Genomic DNA, 20,705 nt, shown 5'->3' on the forward strand with positions numbered 1-20,705 from the left:
AACTCTGGGGTAAAACTTAATTAGTGGGAATTAATTCTTTATAATATGCTAACATCATCTTGCACGTACTAGTTTGTGGAGGTCGTAAGTCCCTATGGAGTAAAGGGACAAACCCTTTAAATCGGAAGAGCAGGCGGCGATGTGTGCGCCGTAGTTGATGCTGATGAAAGGAAGGTCTCTCGCGGTAATTTCCTGAACCTGACGGTAAATCTTTGCTCGCATGTCAGAGTCGGGTATTTGACGGGCGCGGGTCAAAAGGATGTCAAGAACGGGATTGTCATAGCGGGTTGTATTGAACCCGCTTTTGATTTGTGAACGTGCAAGAAGGGAATAAAGAAAATTGTCCGGATCGCCGTTATCGCTTACCCATCCGTAGAGAAAGAAGTCGCCCTCACCGCGCGAAATGGCTGCCTTTAAATCATCCCATTGATAACAACGGATGCCCACTTTAAGACCGGCGGATTGGAGCTGGCGCCGTACTTCTTCGGCAAAGGCGGATCCGCCGGCGGGGTTGTAAGGTCTGGTTCCGGAGTATGACAGAAGGGTGAATTCTCTGCCCGTTAGACCCTGTTTGTTGAATAGAACGGATATCTTTTGTTTGTCCGCCGGCGTTATAGCGTCCCGCGGGCTGTTCCCGAAAACAACCGGCGGGAGCGGTCCTCCCGCATCCGGAAGCAGACCGTTAAAAAGCGTGCGACAGATCAGACGACGGTCGATGGCCATAGATACCAACCGGCGGGCGTCGGGATTGTCAAACGGGCGTTTATCAGTATAAAATCCAAGATAGCCGAGGCTGGCCGCGGTCGATCTGATTATGCGCTCGGGCGCGAGATCGTTGGCGGAAACCGGGCTTATGCCGAGCGCGATAACCCCTTTCCTACTGTGCAGGATCCGAAGCCTTTTTGAAACGTCCGGAACTGAAATGATACGTATGTTTTGGATCTCCGGTAAACGGTCCCAATAAGTTGGGACGGACTTTAGAATGATTTCCCCCGGTTTATTGGAAGCTATTCGATAGGGCCCGGTACCCGACGGAGGATTGCCGGGAAGGATCAACGCTCCCTGCGGAAGGGCCAGGTTGCGCAGAAAAGGCGTATACGGATATCTAAGGCGAAAGGCAACGTGCCGGGAATCGATAACGGTAACCTTCTCGATCATACAAAAAAGAAGATTCGCGTTCGGCGATTTACCTGCTGCGATCATCTTTTCCGAGAAAATGGACCTAACCAGACCGGGGTTAAGGGGAGTTCCGTCGTGGAAGCGGACCCCTGAGCGAAGGGTGAAGGTCCAGGTGCGGCCGTCCTGGGAAAGATCCCAACCGGTTGCAAGGCAGGGCATGACTTCGCAGTTTCCCGGCTTAAAGCGGACGAGCCCCTCGCAGACGTTAGGAAGATAACCGGTTGTTTCCGGGACGGAGTCGTTAATCGGATAGGACGGATCGGCTATTCCGGGTGCGGCGATTAAGACATGTCCGTCGTCCCTGAAGCTGCCGGGGAATACGCTAACCGTTATGGCTATTAACAGGAACGTAAAAAATATGGGCCGGCAGAATGTTCTCTTACGCATAGAACCTCCGGAGTAGAAAGATGATAACATATTCTGGAAGACGGCGGTTCAATCCTCTGACCATTAACGAATTTGCGGAGTATTTTGGAAGTGACGTTTAAAAAGGTTTATTTCTGCGGGTGTATTATGTATAATTATGACCGTTGTAAAGTTCGCAAGAAGTGAGGGGAGACTGTGCTGCCAACACCGAAAAAGTACTTTGTAACCGCTGCCGCAGCCGAGGGTATAACGCGGTTAAACGCCTTTGATAACGCGCTCCTTGCCGCGCGTATAGGCAACGTGAACATCATCCGGGTATCGAGTATACTCCCACCAGGCACGAAATACGATCCCGGCCTGATCCTCCCGCCGGGATCACTTGTTCCTACGGCTTACGGATCGATCACCAGCGAGACGCCGGGAGAGTTGATCGCCGCCGCTGTGGGAGTGGGGATTTCGAGTGAAAGCTTCGGTGTAATAATGGAGTTTTCCGGGAAATGCGACGAGAAGACGGCGCGGGCAAGAGTTGATGAGATGATCAGAGAGGCTTTCGCCCGAAGAGGTATGGAAGTCAAGGAGATTAAAACAGCGGCGGTGCAGCATACCGTCGAGAGGATAGGATGCGTTTTGGCGGCTGTTCCGCTCTGGTATTAGCCGCGTTATTGTAAGGAGGTATTTTCGGTGGAACTCTGGTATACGGAAAACCAAAACAGTAATTTGCGTTTGAGCTGCCTGGTTACAAGAACATTGCACGTTGAGGAAACGTCTTATCAGCACCTGGCGGTGTTGGAGACACCGGGATTCGGACGGGTTCTTTTGCTTGACGGAATCGTGCAGACCACGGTTTGGGACGAATACATCTATCACGAGATGATCGCGCATGTGCCCTTGAACACGCACCGGGACCCGAAAAGGGTTCTGGTCATCGGAGGCGGGGACGGAGGAACGGCGCGGGAAACGGTACGGCACCCGAAAGTGGAAAAAACGGTAATGGTGGAGATTGACGAGCGGGTTGTGGCGGCGTCGCGCGAGTATTTGCCCGAACTGAGCGCCGGCTTCGGTGACCCTAAACTTGAACTGCGTATTGACGACGGGATTAAACACGTTGCGGAATGTAAAGGTGAGTACGATGTGGCCGTCATCGATTCAACGGATCCCATAGGACCGGCCGTGGGGCTGTTCAGCAGGGACTTTTACGAAAAGTTGGCCGGGGCGCTGAAGGACGACGGCCTGTTTGTCGCCCAGACAGAGTCTCCGCTTTTCAACCTGGACTTTATTGAACGCATCTATAATGACCTTAAGGGAATATATCCCATAGTACGCACCTATCTGGCAGTGGTGCCTTCATACCCGGGTGGGCTCTGGAGTTTTACCATGGGATCAAAGAAGTACGATCCGCTTACGGTGGATTTGGATAAAATACCGGGGCTTTCGTACCGATATTATAACCGTGAAATACATAGGGCGTCGTTTGCTCTGCCGCAGTTCTTAAAGGAAAAACTGAGTAAGATGTAGAATGTTTGTGGCATGTTTAAGGAAATCGGACGGGAAGAAGCCTTTTTGGGGGCGACTGCCGGCTACGAGGGGTCCCGGGTTGTGCTTGTCGGCGCCGGGCTTGACGCCACCGTATGTTTTAGACCGGGAACCCGTGAGGGTCCGCGGGCAATTCGCTATTATTCAAGGTGCCTGGAGGAATACAGCCTACGTCAGGACCGGGACCTGCGCGAAGCATCTTTCTGTGACCTCGGTGATGTAAATCTGCCTTTTGGAGACGTTCATAACGCACTTTTAAGGATCGAACAGGCGGCGTCAAAGATTGTATCGGAAGAAAAAATTCCGGTGTTCATCGGCGGAGAACACCTTGTCACGCTTCCTCTGATTAAAGCGGTTTGTCAAAGGTACCGGGATATAGTGGTGCTCCATTTAGACGCGCACGCCGACCTGCGGGACGATTACCTGGGAGTCGGATTGTCACACGCCACTGTCATGCGAAGGGTATGTGAGTTATTAGGCCCGGGACGCGTTTATCAGTTCGGCATCCGTTCGATGGATAAACCCGAGCTTGATTTTGCACGCGCTCACACGAGGCTCTATTTTGACAAAGTAAGCGAACCGCTCGCGGCGATATCTGCGCAAATCAAGGGAAAACCGGTTTACATAACGTTAGATATGGACGTAGTGGATCCGGCTTACGCTCCGGGGGTGGGAACACCGGAACCAGGCGGAATCGGCCCACGGGAACTGATGGATTCCGTTTATCAGTTTGAAGAATTCCAGGTGGTAGGGTTCGACCTGGTTGAAGTAAGCCCCGCCTTCGATCCGGGCGGGCTTGCACCGTTACTGGCTGCGAAAGTCGTCAGAGAATTGGTGCTTCTCCTGGCAGAGTAATGAAAACGCGAAAATGACAAGAAAGACTTCGAAACCCTTGCGGCAAGGGTTTTACTAGGTTAAAAACTAAAATTAAGGCTCACAGATTGGAGGTGAATTTTTGCGCGAAGGTAAGGTACAAATAATACCCCTGGGCGGCCTTGGTGAGATCGGAAAGAATTCAATGGCCATCCGGTACCGCGACGATATCGTTTTAGTGGATTACGGACTGATGTTTCCTGAAGATGAACTTTTGGGCATCGATGTGGTGATCCCCGATGCGAGCTACCTGCTTGAAAGCAAGAAACTCCTTAAGGGAATCGTGCTTACACACGGCCATGAAGACCACATCGGGGCTCTTCCATACATGCTGCACCAGTTGGACGTGCCTGTTTACGGAACACGTTTGACACTCGGTCTTTTACAGGGAAAACTTGAGGAGCACCTGCCTGGGTATCAGGCGGATTTACGTGTGGTGAAGCCCCGGGATATCGTGGAGATCGGCAATTTCAAGGTTGAATTCATACGCGTCTCTCACAGCATCCCGGACGCGGTGGCGGTGGCGGTTCATACCCCGGTGGGGGTGATACTGCATACGGGAGATTTTAAGTTTGACCATACCCCGGTTGACGGCGAAATGATCGATTTTCACCGGTTCGGCCAATTGGGTGAAAAAGGGGTGCTGGTACTTCTGTCGGACAGCACAAACGTGGAGCGTCCGGGCTACACTATGTCCGAAAGGGTTGTCGGCGAGACCTTTGACGATACCTTCCGGCACTCGCGAAACCGGATAATCATCGCCACATTCGCTTCCAACATCCACCGGATCCAGCAGGCGATTCTGGTAGCGCAGCGCTACCGGCGGAAGGTGGCGGTTGCCGGCAGGAGTATTGTGAACGTCGTGAATATAGCGCATAAGCTGGGTTATCTACAAATACCGCAAGGCCTTATGGTGGAGCTTGAAGAAGCCAACCGGCTGCCCAGCCGGGAAGTGGTGATACTCACCACCGGCAGTCAGGGTGAGCCGATGTCGGCATTAACCAGGATGGCAATGGCCGATCATAAACTTGTGGAAATAGTACCGGGAGATACAGTTATTATCTCCGCGGTGCCGATACCCGGAAACGAAAAACTGGTGGCGCGGGTTATAGACCAGCTTTTCAAACGGGGCGCCGAGGTGTTGTACGAAGCGGTCTCCGGTATTCACGTTTCCGGCCATCCCAGCCAGGAAGAACTAAAGCTGATGTTAAACCTTACGCGGCCGAAGTTCTTTATACCCGTGCACGGCGAGTACAGGATGCTGAAACAGCACGCTGAACTGGCGAAGGATATCGGCGTCAAGGCGGAGAATATATTCATTACGGAAAACGGACAGATTGTGGAGTTCACGCCGAAAAGCGGACGCTTCAGCGGGAGGGTGACCGCCGGCCGCGTTCTCGTGGACGGCCTGGGAGTCGGTGACGTAGGTAATATTGTGCTGCGCGACCGGAAGCAGTTGGCGCAGGACGGAATATTAATAGTTGTCCTGGGGCTGAGCCAGGAATCCGGTCAGGTGGTTGCAGGACCGGATATCGTTTCCCGGGGGTTTGTATACATGAGAGAATCCGAGCAGCTTCTTGAGGAAGCAAGGGAACAGGTGATCAACGCCCTGGAGAAATGCTCCGTCAGAGGAACCACCGAATGGGCAAGCATCAAGTCACAGGTAAGGGATGTACTGGGACGTTTTCTATACGATCGGACAAGAAGACGGCCTATGATACTACCGATAATCATGGAGGTTTAAAAGATGGTTCCACAATCAAAAGCCGGGGTTAAAGCACGCCTTAAGCTGCAAGGATGCCTGATGCTTGCAGCCGGCGTTCTCGGTGTGCTTGATTTGCTATTCTGCTGGATACCGAAGGTTATTCCTTACCGCAGGTCCAAACCGCAGGGGAGAATGGTGTTCAGGGTGCGGAGATAAGACTTCTGCGGAGCTGACGACGGACATATTACAGTGCTATAAGAAATGGGGACCTGAGAATGGTCCCCATGTTAGTCGGCTATCGTAGTCCCAATATCACTCCGGCTTGATTTCCGTCTGGTTCCGTCCGGCTGTTTTCATCTTGGGAATCACAACCTCAAGAACACCGTTCTTGAAAGTGGCTTTGGCGCTTTCACGTTCCACGGGTAAAGGAAGCGAAACCGTCCTGGAAAAACTACCGTAGGAGCGTTCACTTCGATAATAATTTTTCCCTTTGACTTCCCTTTCCTCACTTGTCGTTCCCCGAATGGTTATCTCCTGATCCGAGACCAGTACCGTGGTGTTTTCCTTTTCAACTCCCGGCAGATCAGCTTTAACAACGATACTGTCTTCCTGTTCGAGAACATCTACCGCCGGGAGCCACGCGTCCATCTGCCCTTTTTCAAAAAGCTTCGGTAACCGGTTGAATGCCTTTTCCATCGATTCGCGCAATTCACGAAGTTCACGCCAGGGATCTTTGGGCAACATGTTCGGCATAAAAACCACCTCCCTTAGAATCTTCCGGGTGAGTACATTGTACAACAATTCACAATTAAAAGCAAGATCCTTATACCATTATTTAGATAATAGTCCGGCTTCTTTCAACCTTTCGTATGTATAGTCGCGCGCGGCCTTCTGTTCCTTATCGCCGAAGGATTTTAGTATCATAAGTTCCGGTCCCAGACGGGCGAGAAAGATTGCGCTTGATTTTAACTCCACTACAAGGTAAAGGTGGTCTTCGGGCCTTATCTGAAGGGCATAGTCTTCCCGGGGAGTGGCGAAAACGGGGATGCTTTCGCGGTTGGCGGTGAAATGCTCGACTGCTTCTTTGATGGTGATTTTCTTTCTCAACGGATACGGACCTCCTGTAAGTATTCTGAATGCAAGACATGATGTCGATGCTTAAGAGAGTTTTGCAAAACAATTAATCGGCAGAAAGGCTCCCAACGTCTTTCGGCAGTAAAAATTCCGGGGAATGCGAAATACTCTTACTCAATAATTTTAAACGGATGTTTTTTCCTTGTCACCAGGAAATATGAACTTTAGTAAAGAATAATATCTGCGATAATATGAGCAGGTGCTTTTTCCGGTAAAAGCAGCAGTACCCATTATTTTGATTAAGGTACGGGAGGGAAAACGGTGCGGGTATTTTTTAAACCGGAAAACGGAGCGCAGGCGAAGAATCAACCTCAATCAAAAAAAGGGGAATTCGGAGCGGTTCTCGATACAACCGTTTCCGCGGCAAACAGGAGCGGAGGGTTGGAATCGGTGTTCTCGGCGGCAGCGTCGCGTTTCGGGCTGCGTCCTGAACTGCTGAAGGCGGTGGCGCAGGCGGAGTCAAATTTCAATCCAAAGGCGGTATCGAAGGCGGGAGCGCAGGGGATTATGCAGCTCATGCCCGCCACTGCAAGGGGGTTGGGCGTGCGCGATCCTTTCAACCCGGTGGAAAATATCTTTGCCGGTGCGGCATACCTGCGTTCACTTCTGGACCGGTTCGACGGGAACGAGACCCTGGCACTGGCGGCGTATAACGCTGGTCCGGGAGCGGTGGCTCGTTACGGAGGCGTTCCTCCTTACAGGGAAACGCAGGCGTACGTGGCCCGCGTGCTGGGTCTTAGCGACCACCGTACGGGTGTTGCGGTTGCGCCGGCTGGGGGCAGCACTGACAGCGTTCCTGATAATTCCCGGGAATATTCCCTCAGCGCCCTAAACGACCCGAATAACACCGCAGTATCGGAGGATTTAAGCACCGTGGCACTGGTTATGCGTTACGCATTAATGGAGTATGTTCTCCATGCTTCGGAATCCCAGGAGGAAGAACAAACTTAGCGGTATAGTTTTGAATCCACGAAAAGGGCCTCTCCACGCACCATTTGGTGAAAATCCGTCGAAATATTTAAAACGTTACTTTAATGGAACCGCCGGCGCCGGGCTCTTTAACGGACGTCTGTGTTTTTAAGGGTGTAAGATTAATAATAATTGCCTGCACGGCGTATTGAATAGGCGCAGACCGTTGAAATGGTTTATCATAATTATACGAGAATATGCTCGGAGTGTTGTCCATGCGAAACGTATTATACATATTGGCCGTATTTACGTTGTTACTCGGCGGCTGCAAAACCTCTCAGGAACCTCCGGGGGCTTCGACAGCAAAACCTACGGCTCTTGAGCGTAATGCCCTGGAACTGCTCCCCCCCGGAACAGCGATCCTGCGACCGGGCGCTACCGAACCGGGGGTAAAACGGCCTCCGGCGGTGCAGGAGGTTGACCTTGACGGCGACGGCAAACGGGAGTTGGTGGCGGGTTACCGGCTTGCGAACTCTGAAGAGGAAGCGGGCGGGGGCGGCCTGTCTTCAGGCACGGCAGGTGTCATGATCGCGTACCGCGAAGGAAACGCGTATAAAAAGGCCTGGCGGCAGGAACTCGGTTACAGATTGACTGATATCCGGTGCCGGGACATGGACGGTGACGGGGTCCCCGAAGTCGTGGCGGGAGGTTCGAAAGGAGCGTCGGCGGCCAAACTGCTTCAGGTATTGAAGGTTTACCCTAACGAAAAGGGTGCGGTGGACGTGTACCCGTTGTGGCGAAGCGGGTATCATCGCGTGGATATCGGCGACTTCGACCGGGACGGACGCGAGGAGATGGCGCTTTGGGCGAAAGATGCAGGTAACGCATTCATTGTGGAGGTCTACAGTTGCGCCGTGCCGTATGCCCCGGTATTCCAGTCGGTGGAAAGCGCTTATCAATCTTATTTCCCCTGCGTTGTCGCTTACTATAAGGACCAGATCAAGACAACTAAAAACACGCGCTTGCTCTGGTACTACCTGGCAGACGCGCAGATAAAGGCAGGACAGACGGAAGATGCGTTGTCGTCCATCGATCGGGGAAGGCGGTCAGCGGGTTACCCGCCCGAACAATCGTTTAACGTCCTTAAAGGTGAAGCCTTGACGGCTCTAAAACGTTATTCCGAGGCGTTGAATTATTTTGCCGAAGTAACCAAACGGGACGGCACCTCCACTACGGGAAAGAGTTCGGGACAAGAAACAGCCAAGGCGGACGCTAACGGCACTGCAACACTCGTCCGGGCTTATTACAGCGCGGGAAAAGCATATGAAGCCCTCGAACGTTTCAAAGAAGCGGAACAGGCGTACAAGCGGGCAAAAGAACTTCGCCCTGACTGGCCGCTGCCGGAAAGAAGGCTTCAAAGACTGGAGCTGTATCCGTCGGTTAAGGAGGTTGTCCGTTATCTGGATGCGGGAAACTCCGGGATAGCGGATCATGGCACCGGAGGATTGGAAAGATGGGGTTCGCAGCACGGGCTGGTGATTCGAGCCGTCGAAGCCTCTCCTGCCCCCGGAGCCAACAGTTCAAACAGTTCGAGACCTTTGTTGCTGGACATAAGAAAAGAACAGGATTTAAACGCATCGGCCCATCTCATATACCGGCGGGATGCGGAGCGCCCGGAAGGGAAAGAGTCATTCCGTTCCCAGATCTTTTACAGCGCGGACTTCCCGGAGCACGGTATAAATTCCGGGTTTGCGACGAGCGACGCACGAGTGTATGTAGACAAGGATGGAAGGCCGGAAATGGGAGTGGTTTACGATAGCTGCGCCGGGGGAAGCGGCTCACCGATCCCGACTTACTATCTGTACCGATTTAAGGATGACCGATGGCGGATATCCTGGCGCGCCCCCGTGATCGGGACGGTCTGGCGCGCATTTCACGGAAAGATTGAATTTACGGGGCAAGGTCTGGAGACACTTGGGCTCTCGGGAGAAATATGGACCTCCGACGGGAAGGGCAGCCTTTTCCACGAAGCCAATGCCGGACCGCATCGAAATTTTTACGACGTTTGGAGACGCGACGGAAACGGGTACGGGCGCGTGAAAGCGGAAATCCTTCCGTCGGCTTACGGCACCTTGATCGATTTTGTATGGGCTCTTTCAAACGGGAAAGAGGATGAGGCAGGACTGTTGGTGGTTGATAAAAACCTCATACTAAAAGCCAAGGACGCCGGGATGGTGCAGTCACCCCTTGGTCAGGGATGGCTGATCGATTTCGGCGGTCCCTCGCAGCTCGAAAAGGGACCGATACGTATAGACTCCGGTTCTTGTTCCGGCACGCGCCTTACCTTTAAAAAGGACGGCGACAGATGGCTTATCGCTTCCATTACCAAGGACGCGGAGAATTAATGATACCGTAACTGCAAAGACTGGGATTTCGGGAGCTGTTGTTTATGAGCGACGAATAACTACCGGCGAGAGACGTTTGGAGCGGCGTCATATAAATCCATGTTGCAGTTCAGCTATAAGTGACATTATGTTACAAAATCAACCCCTTGACACGACCTCTTACTAAAAATAGTATGACCTTAATAACTTTGCCATAAATTTAGTTAAATTGCGGCGGCGGGGGTTCACAGATGGAGCCGGTGGAACGCCTCATGTCATCTATTCGGAAGCGCATCGGACTTTGCCGGCGGGCCACAGACCGGCCATGGGTGTTGTTGTGCGTCGGCACCGACCGCTTGACCGGCGACGCGCTCGGGCCCCTTGTAGGAACAATGGTTTCCGAGTCATACGACAATCCGTTTCACGTTTACGGAACTCTTGCGGATCCAGTCCACGCACTGAACCTTCACGAAAAAATCGAAGAGATAGAAAACCGGCACCAACGATACTTTATGATTGCCGTAGACGCGTGTCTGGGTCACTCGAAGAATATCGGCGTAATCAACGTGGGAATCGGCCCCATCCATCCCGGTACGGGAGTGAAGAAATCGCTGCCGCCTGTCGGGCACATATACGTCACCGGTGTGGTTAACGCTGCCGGTCCCATGGAAAAGGAACGTCTTCAAAACACCCGACTTCACCTCGTGGTAAGGCAGGCCACGGTAATATCCAGCGCTTTGCTGCAAGTCGCCCGCGAAGAAAGAACCCATCGTGTTATTCCGCTTCCTGTAGTGAACCGTCATTTCATCCAGCGCTTTTGTTCGGTAACATAGTTGTTGTTCATTATATAGAAAGACGCGATTGAGCTCGCGGAAACGGGCTTAGTTGTGTTTTTACACCTATTGCCGATTGCCGGAGACAAGGCTAAAATATAGAAAAAAATAAAGGATCGTTGACTTGTTGACATTCTCGCTCCCTCTTGAAGAACCTGTCGCACGGGTAATCTCCCGTTTCAGATCGGCAAAAGGTCTTGCCGTGTTGACCAGCGGCGGCGTCGAACCGTGTTTCAATCCACGATTTCCGCTGGCCAGGTGGTCTTTTATCGCCACAGATCCCTTTATGGTTCTTTCTTTCCGTCCGGGGAGCCTTTTTATTGAACCTCACAGCGCAGGTCTGGACATCCCGAAAGAACCTTTCCAGGCCATAGAGAGCATACTCGGTGCACATAACTTTTCCGGGGATGCCCCAACCCCGTTTCCCGCAGGGGGGATAGGTTATTTCTCGTACGAACTAAGGACGTTTTTCGAAAAAGTACCGGTGTCGGTCGTAGACGATTTGCGTTTACCGCAAATGTGGTTTTGTTTCTACGACGCTGTGGTAAGCATCGACCATTACGAGAAAAGAATATGGATAACCTCTACGGGAATGCCCGAGGAAGGGGCCGCCGGGGAAAGACGTCAACAGGAGCGTTTTGAAGAAATCTTGGCGACGTTACGCCGGGATCCGGGAGAAAACCCGGAATATACGCCTGACGACGACAGGAGGACGTTGTTCTCTTCCTTTTCGCATGCGGGGTATGTAAACGCGGTAAAAAGAGTCAAGGAATACATCGCCGCGGGCGACGTTTATCAGGTTAACATTGCTCAGCGGTACAGCGTACCTTCCAAAGCAGACGGATTTTCACTTTTTCAGAAGCTGCTGCGCACAAATCCTTCTCCGTTCGCCGCCTACCTTGAAGGCGAAGGATTCTCGGTGGCAAGCTGCTCACCGGAGCGTTTCATTCATTACGACAAGGCAACGGGTACTATTCACACCCGACCGATTAAAGGCACGAGGCCGCGCGGCAGGAACCCGGAGGAGGATAAGCGGCTGGCGGAGGAGCTTCTTGCCAGTAGTAAAGACCGCGCCGAGCACGTGATGATAGTGGACCTCGAAAGGAACGATCTCGGTCGTCTGGCCCAGACCGGCTCGGTCCGGGTTTCTGAGTTTTGTGTGCTGGAGCCGTTTCCCACCGTTTTTCACCTTACCTCGACGGTGGAGGCTAAATTGAGGCAGGGGACGGGGATTGCCGGAATCCTGCGGGCCACTTTTCCGGGAGGATCCATTACGGGCGCTCCAAAAGTGCGCGCGATGGAGATTATAGACGAAATCGAGCCCGTGGCGCGAGGCATCTACACCGGGGCGATCGGATATCTGAGTTTTAACGGCCGCATGGATCTTAACATCGTTATCAGGACACTGGTCCTGACCGGCGGATATATACATTTCCACGTCGGAGGCGGTATCGTCGCCGATTCGGACCCGGAAGGCGAATATCAGGAAACACTGGACAAGGGGCGGGCCTTTTCACAGGTTCTTGGAATTGACCTGCGCGAGGTGAAGGAGCTTGAAGATATACGTTAACGGCGGCTATGTGAATGCGTCCGAAGCAAAGATCTCTGTTTACAACCTGGGATTTCTGGTCGGCTGCGGGGCTTTTGAAACAATGCGGGCTTACAAAGGCAAGGTCTTTCGCGCCGCAGCCCACCTGAGACGTTTGAACGACACCTGCGCCTTTATGAGCATCCCGTTCAAAGGAGAAAAAGAGTGGATGGATGAGGTTTTGGACGGTATCTTAAGCATTAACGGGATTTCTGCGGCGCGTGTTCGTCTGACCGTCACTCCCGGGGCGGATTACACACCATCAACCGCCCCCGACGTGGTGCTCACCGCCGTTCCGATTGACGACCTTCCATCGGACTTGGGCTGGCGCGCCTGTCTTTCAAAGACGGTAGTAAGTTCGCGGGACCCTCTCCTGCGGCATAAAACCACCTCGTACGCGGGAAGACTGCTGGAACGGAAGAGGGCACGCGGGAACGGATTTGACGAGGCCCTGTTTCTTAACGAAAAGGGTTGCCTGACCGAAGGGTCGGCGACCAACATATTTTGCGTGTCGGACGGCGTAATCCGTACCCCGCCTTCTTCGGAAGGACTGTTGCCCGGGGTCACACGGGCGGTGGTAAGAGAAATCGCCGCCGAATCGGGGATCCCTCTCGAAGAAAAGCCGCTTTCTCTGGAAGACCTCCGGCTAAGCGGCGAAACGTTCCTGACCAACTCCGTTATCGAGATAATGCCGCTCGTGGTTTTTGAGGGAAATCCCATAAGCAACGGCAGGCCGGGCCCTCTGACCATCCGGATTCGAGAAGCCTACCGAAGTCTGGTTAATAAGGAACTGGCCGTCGGCTCATAGAAATCTTTACGCACCGCCACGGATGGAAGACGGCGACGGCGAAATCGTTCTAACCTGAAGCTTCCGCCCATAGGGTTACTTGGGAGGCGACTATTCCCCTTGTCATCCGGCGCGACGATATGCTGCACACGGCTTTCGCGCTCTGCTTGCATCTCGCCGCCCAGCACTCAAAAACGACGGCCTATGTCTAAGACTTGGTGCATATTTGAGTGCCGGGTCAGCGAAACACTAAAAGGCTGAATAGTTACCTTGGGAGGCGGGTAGCTTGGGCGCGGTCCTTGCGTTGTTCGCAATGCTCTGCTGGGGGCTGGCTCCTCTGTTCGGCAAGCTGGGCCTGGTTTATATGCATTCCATTACGGCGTTGAGCATACGCACTCTAATTGCCGCAACGCTTATTCTGGGTTGGCAGACCGCTTTCGGGCAGCCACGATATTTTCACGCCATTCCGTTAAAAAGCTTAATCTTTATTGGTATTGAAGCGCTACTGGCGACTCTTCTGGGCGATCTGGCGTACTTCATGGCCTTAAAACGCGGGAATATAAATCAGGTAACACTTATCATGGCCTGCTCTCCTCTGGTGACGATGCTGTCGGCTTACGCCTTCCTGGGAGAACGGGCCACCGGCCTGCAAATAATGGGCGCCGTGTTAATCGTCGGCGGATTGATTCTCGTGGGACTCCAGCCCTTCAGTAGACAGTAGACCCTTTCACCATTTGATGCTCCGGTACGTATAACAATGGATAGTACCAGAGATTAAAACGGTAAAGGGTGATATGATGCCTGAAGAAATGCCGCTTGTTGAAGCGGTACGGGAATACGTTAATCAAAAAGTCGTTCGTTTTCATATGCCGGGACATAAGGGCGGGAGGGGAGCAGGGTCGGCAATAAAGGAATTTCTGGGGATGTCCGCTTTCTTAGCGGATGTGACGAACGTCCCCGGGATGGACGACCTGCACCAGCCATCCGGCGCCATTCATAAAGCTGAAGAGCTGGCGGCGAAGTTGTTCAACGCCGACAATTCCTACTTTTTAATAAACGGTTCCTCCTGCGGGGTGATGGCGCTGATTATGGCGGTCTGCAACCCCGGCGAAAAGATTCTGGTTCCAAGAAACATGCATCGTTCGATTTTGAGCGGGATCATTATTTGCGGCGCCCATCCGGTGTTCTTCCGTCCGGTTTATGACATCGACCTGTTTCTGCCCCTCGCGGTAAAACCGGAGACCATTCGCGATGCCCTAAAAGAACATCCTGATGCCCGGGCAGTTTTTTTGATAAGTCCGACTTATAACGGCATTACTTCCGATATAACAGAGATCGCCCATATCGTTCACGGGCATGGGATTCCGCTGGTCGTCGATGAGGCGCACGGGCCGCATCTCGGGTTCAACGAGTTGCTGCCCGATTCGGCGTTGCATGAGGGCGCCGATGCCGTGGTCCACGGGACCCATAAGATCTTGACCTCGTTCACGCAGGCCTCGATGCTTCATGTAAAGGGAGGTAGAGTGGACCGGGCACGTCTGGAGCAAAGCCTCAGGGTTATTCAGAGCACCAGCCCGTCGTATTTATTGATGGCCTCTCTGGATGCCGCCCGCGCCGATATGGCTTCGCGTGGACGGGATATGCTCGAAAGAGCGATATCGACGGCCGAAAACCTCCGCCGGCGTTGTAACGAGATTCCCGGACTGTTTTCTTTTGATCAAAAGTGGGCGGTAAACAAAGGAGCGGCGGGGCTCGACTCTACCAAGGTGACCGTTACCGTGAAAAACCTTGGGGTTACCGGTTTGTGGACCGAAAAATGGCTGCGGGATAATTACCGGGTTCAGGTTGAAATGTCCGATCCTCTGAACATCCTTGCCATGATTACGTCGGGGAATACGTCGGAAGATGTCGACCAGTTAATAAACGGCCTGAAGAACATCCCGGTGCTGAAGCGAAATTTTATGGAAACGGGGCCGCTTCTCCTAAGGATGACGCCGAACGCCGGCCAGCCTCCGGAAGCCCCTATGGTTGTCTCGCCCCGGGAAGCATTTTTCGCGCCTTCAATTCCGGTTTTACTTGAGGATGCAAAAGGCAGGGTGTCGGCGGAGACGGTGGCGGTTTATCCGCCCGGAATTCCCGCAATCTGTCCCGGAGAGGAGATAACCGCTGAGATAATAGATTACCTTGTGGTTGCGCGACGCATGGGAATGCATTTTCAGGGACCTAAAGACCCTAAGCTGGATTTCATACGGGTTCTCCGGGATCATTAAAAGAAAAATGATGAATGCGGAATGATGAATGATCCCTAAACTTAGAACTTAGAACTGTGAACTTTGAACTTTTTTCGGTCCGATCTCAATAACTCTGGGGCAGGGGTGATAAAAATCCGTTCCGAGATCTTGTTTCGATTTAATCCCGTCGGCGGTTTCGGTGATCAACCACGAATGAACAACCACCCCTTCCTGGCCGGGTAGAACAACTTTAACCGTTCCCGGAGTCAGAAGAGGATTGTGTCTGGTTTCAGTCCAGAAGGGAGACCGGCTGAGGGTTTTATGCTCCCAGGTAACCGGTAAAGGGTGCTTTTGACCGTAAAAGGCGATGTAAAGGGTATCCCCGACCATTTTGGCCCATATAAGAATCGGTCCGTTGTTAGTGTTCTGAAAGCGAAAATCAAACACCCCGTAGGACACCGTTGCGTCCTGGCCCGGGGGGACGTAGGGGACGGTCATGGAATGCGGGTGACGTTCGATTATCCGAAGATTTGAAAGGACCGAAACGTTGTAAAGAAGCGAGGCTATCTTGCATACACCGCCTCCAACCGATGATATTATCCGGCTGCCGGCATACATGGGGCCTTCTTTGAAACCTCGTTCCTTGGTATAAGGTCCTATCCGGTTATTCTGGGAAAACACCTCTCCCGGCATGACGATCATCCCGGCGAGCATGTCCGCGGCAAGGCTGATGTTGAACCTTTCAGCCAGAATGGGCTCAGGAAGGCTGGCGCGGTAGGCGGCGATAAGAACGGGTGTATTGTACATCCTTTTTAGTTCATTAACCCTGGTGTCCCGCGCCCAGGGGAGAGGTTCTCCGACAGGTCCGTTAGGAGGACTTTTAACGCTGGCCGGTGTCGTCTTGGACGCGGCATCTTTTCTCGAAAGATCGTTATTAATAAAATGCTTCCGAGCCTCTCCATCACCTGTCCAGGAGTGTGAGAAAAAAGGCTTCCACTGCCTGCTTCCACCATATGCCGCGAACGATATCAACAGAACGACGGCTAAACCAGCTGCCAAGGACCATTTTTTTAACAATGTTTAATGCTCCTCTCAATTCAGCACCGGCATGTATCTAAAGAATCCACACGACGAATATAAATTTCCCTTTCACGGTGTCAAAGATGCGCCGCCGCCCATTACGTAAACGTGGGAAAAAGCGGCGAAATGCGTTGTCACAAAAAACCTTCCGGCGGGTTTTACGAATCGAATACGGTATAAATCTTTTCAACTCGAAATAGAAGGGAGTCCTACATGTCGCGTTAAGCGGCGACACGAAGGATGGGAATATATACCCTTGAGAGTAGAGCAAGGAAGATTGGCAAGGAAGGGCCGGACAATTGGGAAGTGAGAAGTGGGAAGTTGGAAGTGGATTCTCGAAGGAATTCGCTCACAAGATCTAACCTCTCATCTCCCACCTCTCAAATGCCAAGCTGACACAGCTATGCGAAGATGATCGCGGCGCCCGGCAAGAAAAGTACTATTTTCGAGGGAGTTCCTCACGACGATCCAACGTCGCCACCGGGAATGAAAATAAATTGCTTGTGTTTCAGTTTTCGATAAGCGTTGAACTTTGAACGTTGAACGGACCCCATAAAGTATGTCAACATAAGGTTGAGCGTCTATTTTCAGAGGAGGAAAACCGTTCCTATAGCGATCAGGAGGTTTTTAAAAAATATGCGTCGAATTAATATCACATTTGTAAGTTATTATAAGTAATGCAAGTAAATATCATCCAAATAATTTAAAAACCCTGCCAGAATATAATAAAAAATTGGCCGGACAGGATTAGACAAACCAGACCTGGCACGCAGCGTATTTGTTCATCGCAAAGGCGTTTCGCGCCGGTGAGAGGTTGATCGCCGCCGCCCGACGACCCAAACGCTTGAATTGGTACGTTTCATAAAGGGGTGTGCGCTCAGATGACCGCTGGATAAAAAAACAGAAGGCTTATTTGCGGTGAATTACATGTTCTAATTCCGGTGGGAGGTTTAACATGCGTTTAATACTACGTGCGTTTATAATGTTTATTCTGGTCTTCGAAGTCTTTGTGCAGTATCCGGGCGCCGCATTTGCCGTTTCAGCAACAGGGGAAACGCTGACGGAGGAACAGGTGACCTCCGGAGTGACATTAAAAACGTTTACACAACAAAACACAGACGGACCGCTTAAGATCTACGTCTTGACGGTAGACCTCCGCAACCCTTATGTGCAATTGAAAACGTTGCTGGGGGGCTACAACGAAAGTTTTTCCGGAATTACGACGGTGCGCCAGATGGCGGAACGCGCAGGCGCGGTGGCGGCGATTAACGGCGATTTCTTTAATATGAGCGAAGGAAAGCCTCTGGGGACTCTTGTAAGGGATGGGACAGTGCTAAGCAGTCCCATGCTGCGCGCCGATCACTATTCGTTCGCGATGCTTCGGGACGGCGGTGCGCTGGTGGACCTGCTGCGCTTCTCGGGTACTGTTTCCGCCCCGGAAGGACTGTCGTTTTATTCACTCTCCGGAATCAATAAACCGTCTTACTGGGCGGTGGTTGACGGTCAATCGGTAAACTCGGATGTTTACGCGCTTCACATGTACACACCCGCCTGGGGATCAGTCAGCCGCGGCGCCACGGCGGCACAGGGCGATATCGTTGAGTTGGTCGTAGCCGGCGGGCTGGTCCGGGAAATACGCCAGGGAATGCCCGGCGTATCCATTCCCAAAGACGGTTACGTATTGCGGGGGCACGGGATAGCGGCGGCTTTTCTCCTTGACAATTTCCACGTCGGAGACCCGGTAACGGTCAACTACCGGATTGAACCCGGAAATAGCAACATCCTGTCCGCGGTAGGGGGACAGGCTTTGCTGGTGGACAACGGAAAGCGGGTAGAACCTTTCAGTCAGAACATAAAGGGCAAGGCCGCGCGATCAGCGGTCGGCTATACCAGGGACGGTGGGAGGCTGTGCCTCGTTGCCGTGGAACAGAGCGCGGGCAGTCGCGGTATGACACAGGAAGAGTTGGCTGATTTTCTGGCGGGGCGTCTCGGTTTATGGCGGGCATTGAATTTGGACGGAGGCGGATCGACAAGTCTTGCGGTAAGGCCATTGGGCGATTTTAAACCGGCGTTGTCAAACACCCCGGCCAAGGGAACCGAAAGAAAGGTGCCGGACGGGATCGGCATTTTCAGCACGGCGCCTCCCGGAACTCTGTCCGGACTGGTGGTGAGGGGGCCGGCGGAGGTGATAGCAGGCTTACCCTACAAGTACAGGGCGGGGGCGTACGACAATTACTTTAACCCATATGCCGTCGACGCCGGCGACATAACATGGAAGGTGGAAAAAGGGAAGGGAGAATTTTCGGGAGATGTCCTGACTGCGGGCTCGGGAGGCACTATTACCGTCACCGCCTCAACGGGCGGGATTACAGACAGTATGGATGTGAAGGCTCTCGGAATGGATGAGATAGAGGGGCTCGTTGTGTCGCCGGACCACATCGCAGTACCTCCAGGAGGACAGGAACAGGTCAAAGTTCAACTGCGCGGCAAAGACGGACGTGTCTGGACGGTTCCCGCACAGTGCGTAACGTGGTCGGGTCTCGACGGCATAGCGGAAGGTGTATTCAACGCCGGACAGGAAACAACGGCCGGCATAATAACAGCGCGGTTCGGCGGGTTTGAGGTTTCGATTCCCGTGGAGGTGGCCAATCCGGGCCAGGAGTTCCTGTGGCTGTCACCGGAGGGGAACGCCTTTAAACAGGGCGATTTCGATATTAAGGTTCCTCACGGGATGATTTCAACGAGTACGCCGGTCAGGGTGGAGGCTTATCTCTCGCCCGACGACCTGCCGGAAGGGTATACGCTTATCAACAGTTTTGCGCTGCTGCCGGTTGAATCGACCGCTGTGTCGGTATATTTCTTTACCAGGTTTACACCGACAGGCGTGGAAAGCGGACGCGTGGTCTTTTTCCGCAGGGGAACTAACGGCAAGTGGATCGCACAGCCGACGGTCGGCAGCGCCGCCGAATCGGTGGTAAGCCGGGTTTACGGCTTGGGTGAGATTGCTGCCGCCGTCCGTGAAGCGGAGGTCGTCGAACCGCCGGACATCGTCAATCACTGGTCAAGACCGGCGGTCAACACCCTTATGACGCGTGACATGGTGCACGGTTTCCCGGACGGAACGTACAGACCCGAAGAGGCGGTTACGCGCGCCCAGTTCGCGTCGATGCTGGCCAATGCCTTGGGTTGGGAGGAACCCGCTCAGGTCAGCCTCGGTTTTCGCGACGCGATACCCGAATGGGCGGCACCCGGAATCAAGGCCGCAGTGGCGCATGGAGTGGTATCGGGTTATCCGGACGGGCGGTTTATACCCGGCAAACGCATAAGCAGGGCGGAGATGGCCGCAATGATCGACCGGGCAATGCGACTTCAAGACGCGGAAGCAACGGTCTTCAGCGACCGGAGGTCCATCCCGGAATGGTCTGCTCAGGCCGTGAACCGCGCGGCCGCAGCGGGCCTGATGGTAGGCGACCGGGGGGTCTTCCGCCCGCTGTCCACGGCAACACGGGGGGAAACCGCCGCCCTTATGACAAAGGCGCTGGAATACTACACGCGGTGGTAGGAAGAAATTTAGTAGACAGAAAATAGAATCGGCGGCAATTTAATGCTTTTGCCGCGATCCTTCCGTGTACAGGATTCCTTTGCCCCAGTGGATTGCCAGAAAAGCGGTTATAATCCCGAATAACACGTTTTCTAATATAAGGGAAAAATTCGTGCCCAAGTGATGGGAGTGCAAATGCCCGGCGCCTATGTGAAAGAGAAATCCGAAAACCAGAATATAAATTAAGGCGATAGGAATGATAATCCCTTTTAACCACCAATAGTCCTTTCCCGTAAAATTAATGAAGTAGACTATTAAGATGCCGAAAAACGCCGCGGCAGACTCCCAGACCACGCCGCCTAAAAACATTCCACTCGGGGTTTCAGTCATTATTTTTGTAATAAACACGCCGGCGGAAAGCTGGAAAGAGTAGTATTCCACAAGGCCAAGCTTAACGAAACCCCAGTTCAATATTAACGGGGGAACAGTGGCGGCGATCCCGGAAACCGTCCCCAATGCCACCCTGTCTTTTAGAGCCATCTCAATCCTCTTCCTTACCGGG

18 protein-coding genes are annotated in these 20,705 nt (G+C 52.9%); 13 read left to right on the top strand and 5 right to left on the bottom strand.

Features of this window, described 5'->3' with window-relative positions; translation table 11 throughout:
- Nucleotides 1–54: 54 nt before the first annotated feature.
- Entirely contained in the window at nt 55–1,566 is a 1,512-nt protein-coding gene (locus AB1500_03585; GenBank protein MEW6182244.1) for an ABC transporter substrate-binding protein, read from the bottom strand.
- A gap of 174 nt (nt 1,567–1,740) precedes the next feature.
- On the opposite strand from AB1500_03585, the gene AB1500_03590 reads away from it, so the two are divergent.
- The 5 genes from AB1500_03590 (at nt 1,741) to AB1500_03610 (ending at nt 5,872) form a co-directional block, all read left to right on the top strand.
- Nucleotides 1,741–2,199, top strand: coding sequence for an arginine decarboxylase, pyruvoyl-dependent (locus tag AB1500_03590; protein ID MEW6182245.1), 459 nt, complete (start codon nt 1,741–1,743; stop codon nt 2,197–2,199).
- A 27-nt stretch (nt 2,200–2,226) separates the two neighbouring features.
- Nucleotides 2,227–3,060, top strand: a complete 834-nt coding sequence (speE, locus tag AB1500_03595) for a polyamine aminopropyltransferase (GenBank protein MEW6182246.1) — start codon at nt 2,227–2,229, stop codon at nt 3,058–3,060.
- Nucleotides 3,061–3,072: 12 nt separating this feature from the next.
- Entirely contained in the window at nt 3,073–3,933 is an 861-nt protein-coding gene (gene speB, locus AB1500_03600; GenBank protein ID MEW6182247.1) for an agmatinase, read from the top strand.
- 100 nt (nt 3,934–4,033) lie between these two features.
- Complete coding sequence (locus AB1500_03605; GenBank protein ID MEW6182248.1) at nt 4,034–5,695, top strand: ribonuclease J; 1,662 nt, start codon at nt 4,034–4,036, stop codon at nt 5,693–5,695.
- Between the two features lie 3 nt (nt 5,696–5,698).
- Entirely contained in the window at nt 5,699–5,872 is a 174-nt protein-coding gene (locus AB1500_03610) for a hypothetical protein (protein ID MEW6182249.1), read from the top strand.
- 96 nt (nt 5,873–5,968) lie between these two features.
- On the opposite strand, the gene AB1500_03615 is transcribed toward AB1500_03610, so the two are convergent.
- Together AB1500_03615 and AB1500_03620 are read right to left on the bottom strand one after the other, a co-directional pair.
- A complete protein-coding gene (locus AB1500_03615) occupies nt 5,969–6,409 on the bottom strand; it encodes an Hsp20/alpha crystallin family protein (protein ID MEW6182250.1) in 441 nt (146 codons plus the stop codon).
- Between the two features lie 78 nt (nt 6,410–6,487).
- The gene (locus tag AB1500_03620) at nt 6,488–6,763 is read right to left on the bottom strand and encodes a hypothetical protein (GenBank protein MEW6182251.1); all 276 of its coding nucleotides are present in this window, start codon (nt 6,761–6,763) and stop codon (nt 6,488–6,490) included.
- Between the two features lie 288 nt (nt 6,764–7,051).
- On the opposite strand from AB1500_03620, the gene AB1500_03625 reads away from it, so the two are divergent.
- From AB1500_03625 to AB1500_03655, 7 genes are all read left to right on the top strand, one after another.
- Entirely contained in the window at nt 7,052–7,741 is a 690-nt protein-coding gene (locus tag AB1500_03625; GenBank protein MEW6182252.1) for a lytic transglycosylase domain-containing protein, read from the top strand.
- Nucleotides 7,742–7,974: 233 nt separating this feature from the next.
- Entirely contained in the window at nt 7,975–10,104 is a 2,130-nt protein-coding gene (locus tag AB1500_03630; GenBank protein ID MEW6182253.1) for a tetratricopeptide repeat protein, read from the top strand.
- 230 nt (nt 10,105–10,334) lie between these two features.
- On the top strand, nt 10,335–10,916 hold the full coding sequence (gene yyaC / locus AB1500_03635; protein ID MEW6182254.1) for a spore protease YyaC: 582 nt from the start codon (nt 10,335–10,337) through the stop codon (nt 10,914–10,916).
- A 127-nt stretch (nt 10,917–11,043) separates the two neighbouring features.
- The gene (pabB, locus tag AB1500_03640) at nt 11,044–12,486 is read left to right on the top strand and encodes an aminodeoxychorismate synthase component I (GenBank protein MEW6182255.1); all 1,443 of its coding nucleotides are present in this window, start codon (nt 11,044–11,046) and stop codon (nt 12,484–12,486) included.
- Nucleotides 12,470–13,312, top strand: coding sequence for an aminotransferase class IV (locus AB1500_03645; GenBank protein MEW6182256.1), 843 nt, complete (start codon nt 12,470–12,472; stop codon nt 13,310–13,312). Before pabB ends, AB1500_03645 begins: the two co-directional genes overlap by 17 nt.
- 265 nt (nt 13,313–13,577) lie before the next feature.
- Entirely contained in the window at nt 13,578–14,012 is a 435-nt protein-coding gene (locus AB1500_03650) for an EamA family transporter (protein ID MEW6182257.1), read from the top strand.
- A gap of 73 nt (nt 14,013–14,085) precedes the next feature.
- A complete protein-coding gene (locus AB1500_03655) occupies nt 14,086–15,561 on the top strand; it encodes an aminotransferase class I/II-fold pyridoxal phosphate-dependent enzyme (GenBank protein ID MEW6182258.1) in 1,476 nt (491 codons plus the stop codon).
- Nucleotides 15,562–15,609: 48 nt separating this feature from the next.
- Here AB1500_03655 and AB1500_03660 read toward each other — a convergent pair whose 3' ends face one another.
- Nucleotides 15,610–16,599, bottom strand: a complete 990-nt coding sequence (locus tag AB1500_03660) for a VanW family protein (GenBank protein ID MEW6182259.1) — start codon at nt 16,597–16,599, stop codon at nt 15,610–15,612.
- Between the two features lie 958 nt (nt 16,600–17,557).
- Between AB1500_03660 and AB1500_03665 the strand changes: the two genes are divergently transcribed.
- A complete protein-coding gene (locus AB1500_03665; protein ID MEW6182260.1) occupies nt 17,558–20,164 on the top strand; it encodes a phosphodiester glycosidase family protein in 2,607 nt (868 codons plus the stop codon).
- A gap of 39 nt (nt 20,165–20,203) precedes the next feature.
- Here AB1500_03665 and AB1500_03670 read toward each other — a convergent pair whose 3' ends face one another.
- Complete coding sequence (locus tag AB1500_03670; protein ID MEW6182261.1) at nt 20,204–20,683, bottom strand: hypothetical protein; 480 nt, start codon at nt 20,681–20,683, stop codon at nt 20,204–20,206.
- Nucleotides 20,684–20,705 lie beyond the last annotated feature (22 nt).

The organism is Bacillota bacterium, from assembly GCA_040755295.1.
Lineage (GTDB): Bacteria > Bacillota > Desulfotomaculia > Desulfotomaculales > Ammonificaceae > SURF-55.

What these genes read in the sequence shown, in the direction of transcription:
- AB1500_03585 (MEW6182244.1), bottom strand. Translation starts at nt 1,566, where the DNA reads ATGCGTAAGAGAACATTCTGCCGGCCCATATTTTTTACGTTCCTGTTA.
- speB (MEW6182247.1), top strand. Translation starts at nt 3,073, where the DNA reads ATGTTTAAGGAAATCGGACGGGAAGAAGCCTTTTTGGGGGCGACTGCC.
- AB1500_03610 (MEW6182249.1), top strand. Translation starts at nt 5,699, where the DNA reads ATGGTTCCACAATCAAAAGCCGGGGTTAAAGCACGCCTTAAGCTGCAA.
- AB1500_03615 (MEW6182250.1), bottom strand. Translation starts at nt 6,409, where the DNA reads ATGCCGAACATGTTGCCCAAAGATCCCTGGCGTGAACTTCGTGAATTG.
- AB1500_03630 (MEW6182253.1), top strand. Translation starts at nt 7,975, where the DNA reads ATGCGAAACGTATTATACATATTGGCCGTATTTACGTTGTTACTCGGC.
- yyaC (MEW6182254.1), top strand. Translation starts at nt 10,335, where the DNA reads ATGGAGCCGGTGGAACGCCTCATGTCATCTATTCGGAAGCGCATCGGA.
- AB1500_03655 (MEW6182258.1), top strand. Translation starts at nt 14,086, where the DNA reads ATGATGCCTGAAGAAATGCCGCTTGTTGAAGCGGTACGGGAATACGTT.
- AB1500_03665 (MEW6182260.1), top strand. Translation starts at nt 17,558, where the DNA reads ATGCGTTTAATACTACGTGCGTTTATAATGTTTATTCTGGTCTTCGAA.
- AB1500_03670 (MEW6182261.1), bottom strand. Translation starts at nt 20,683, where the DNA reads ATGGCTCTAAAAGACAGGGTGGCATTGGGGACGGTTTCCGGGATCGCC.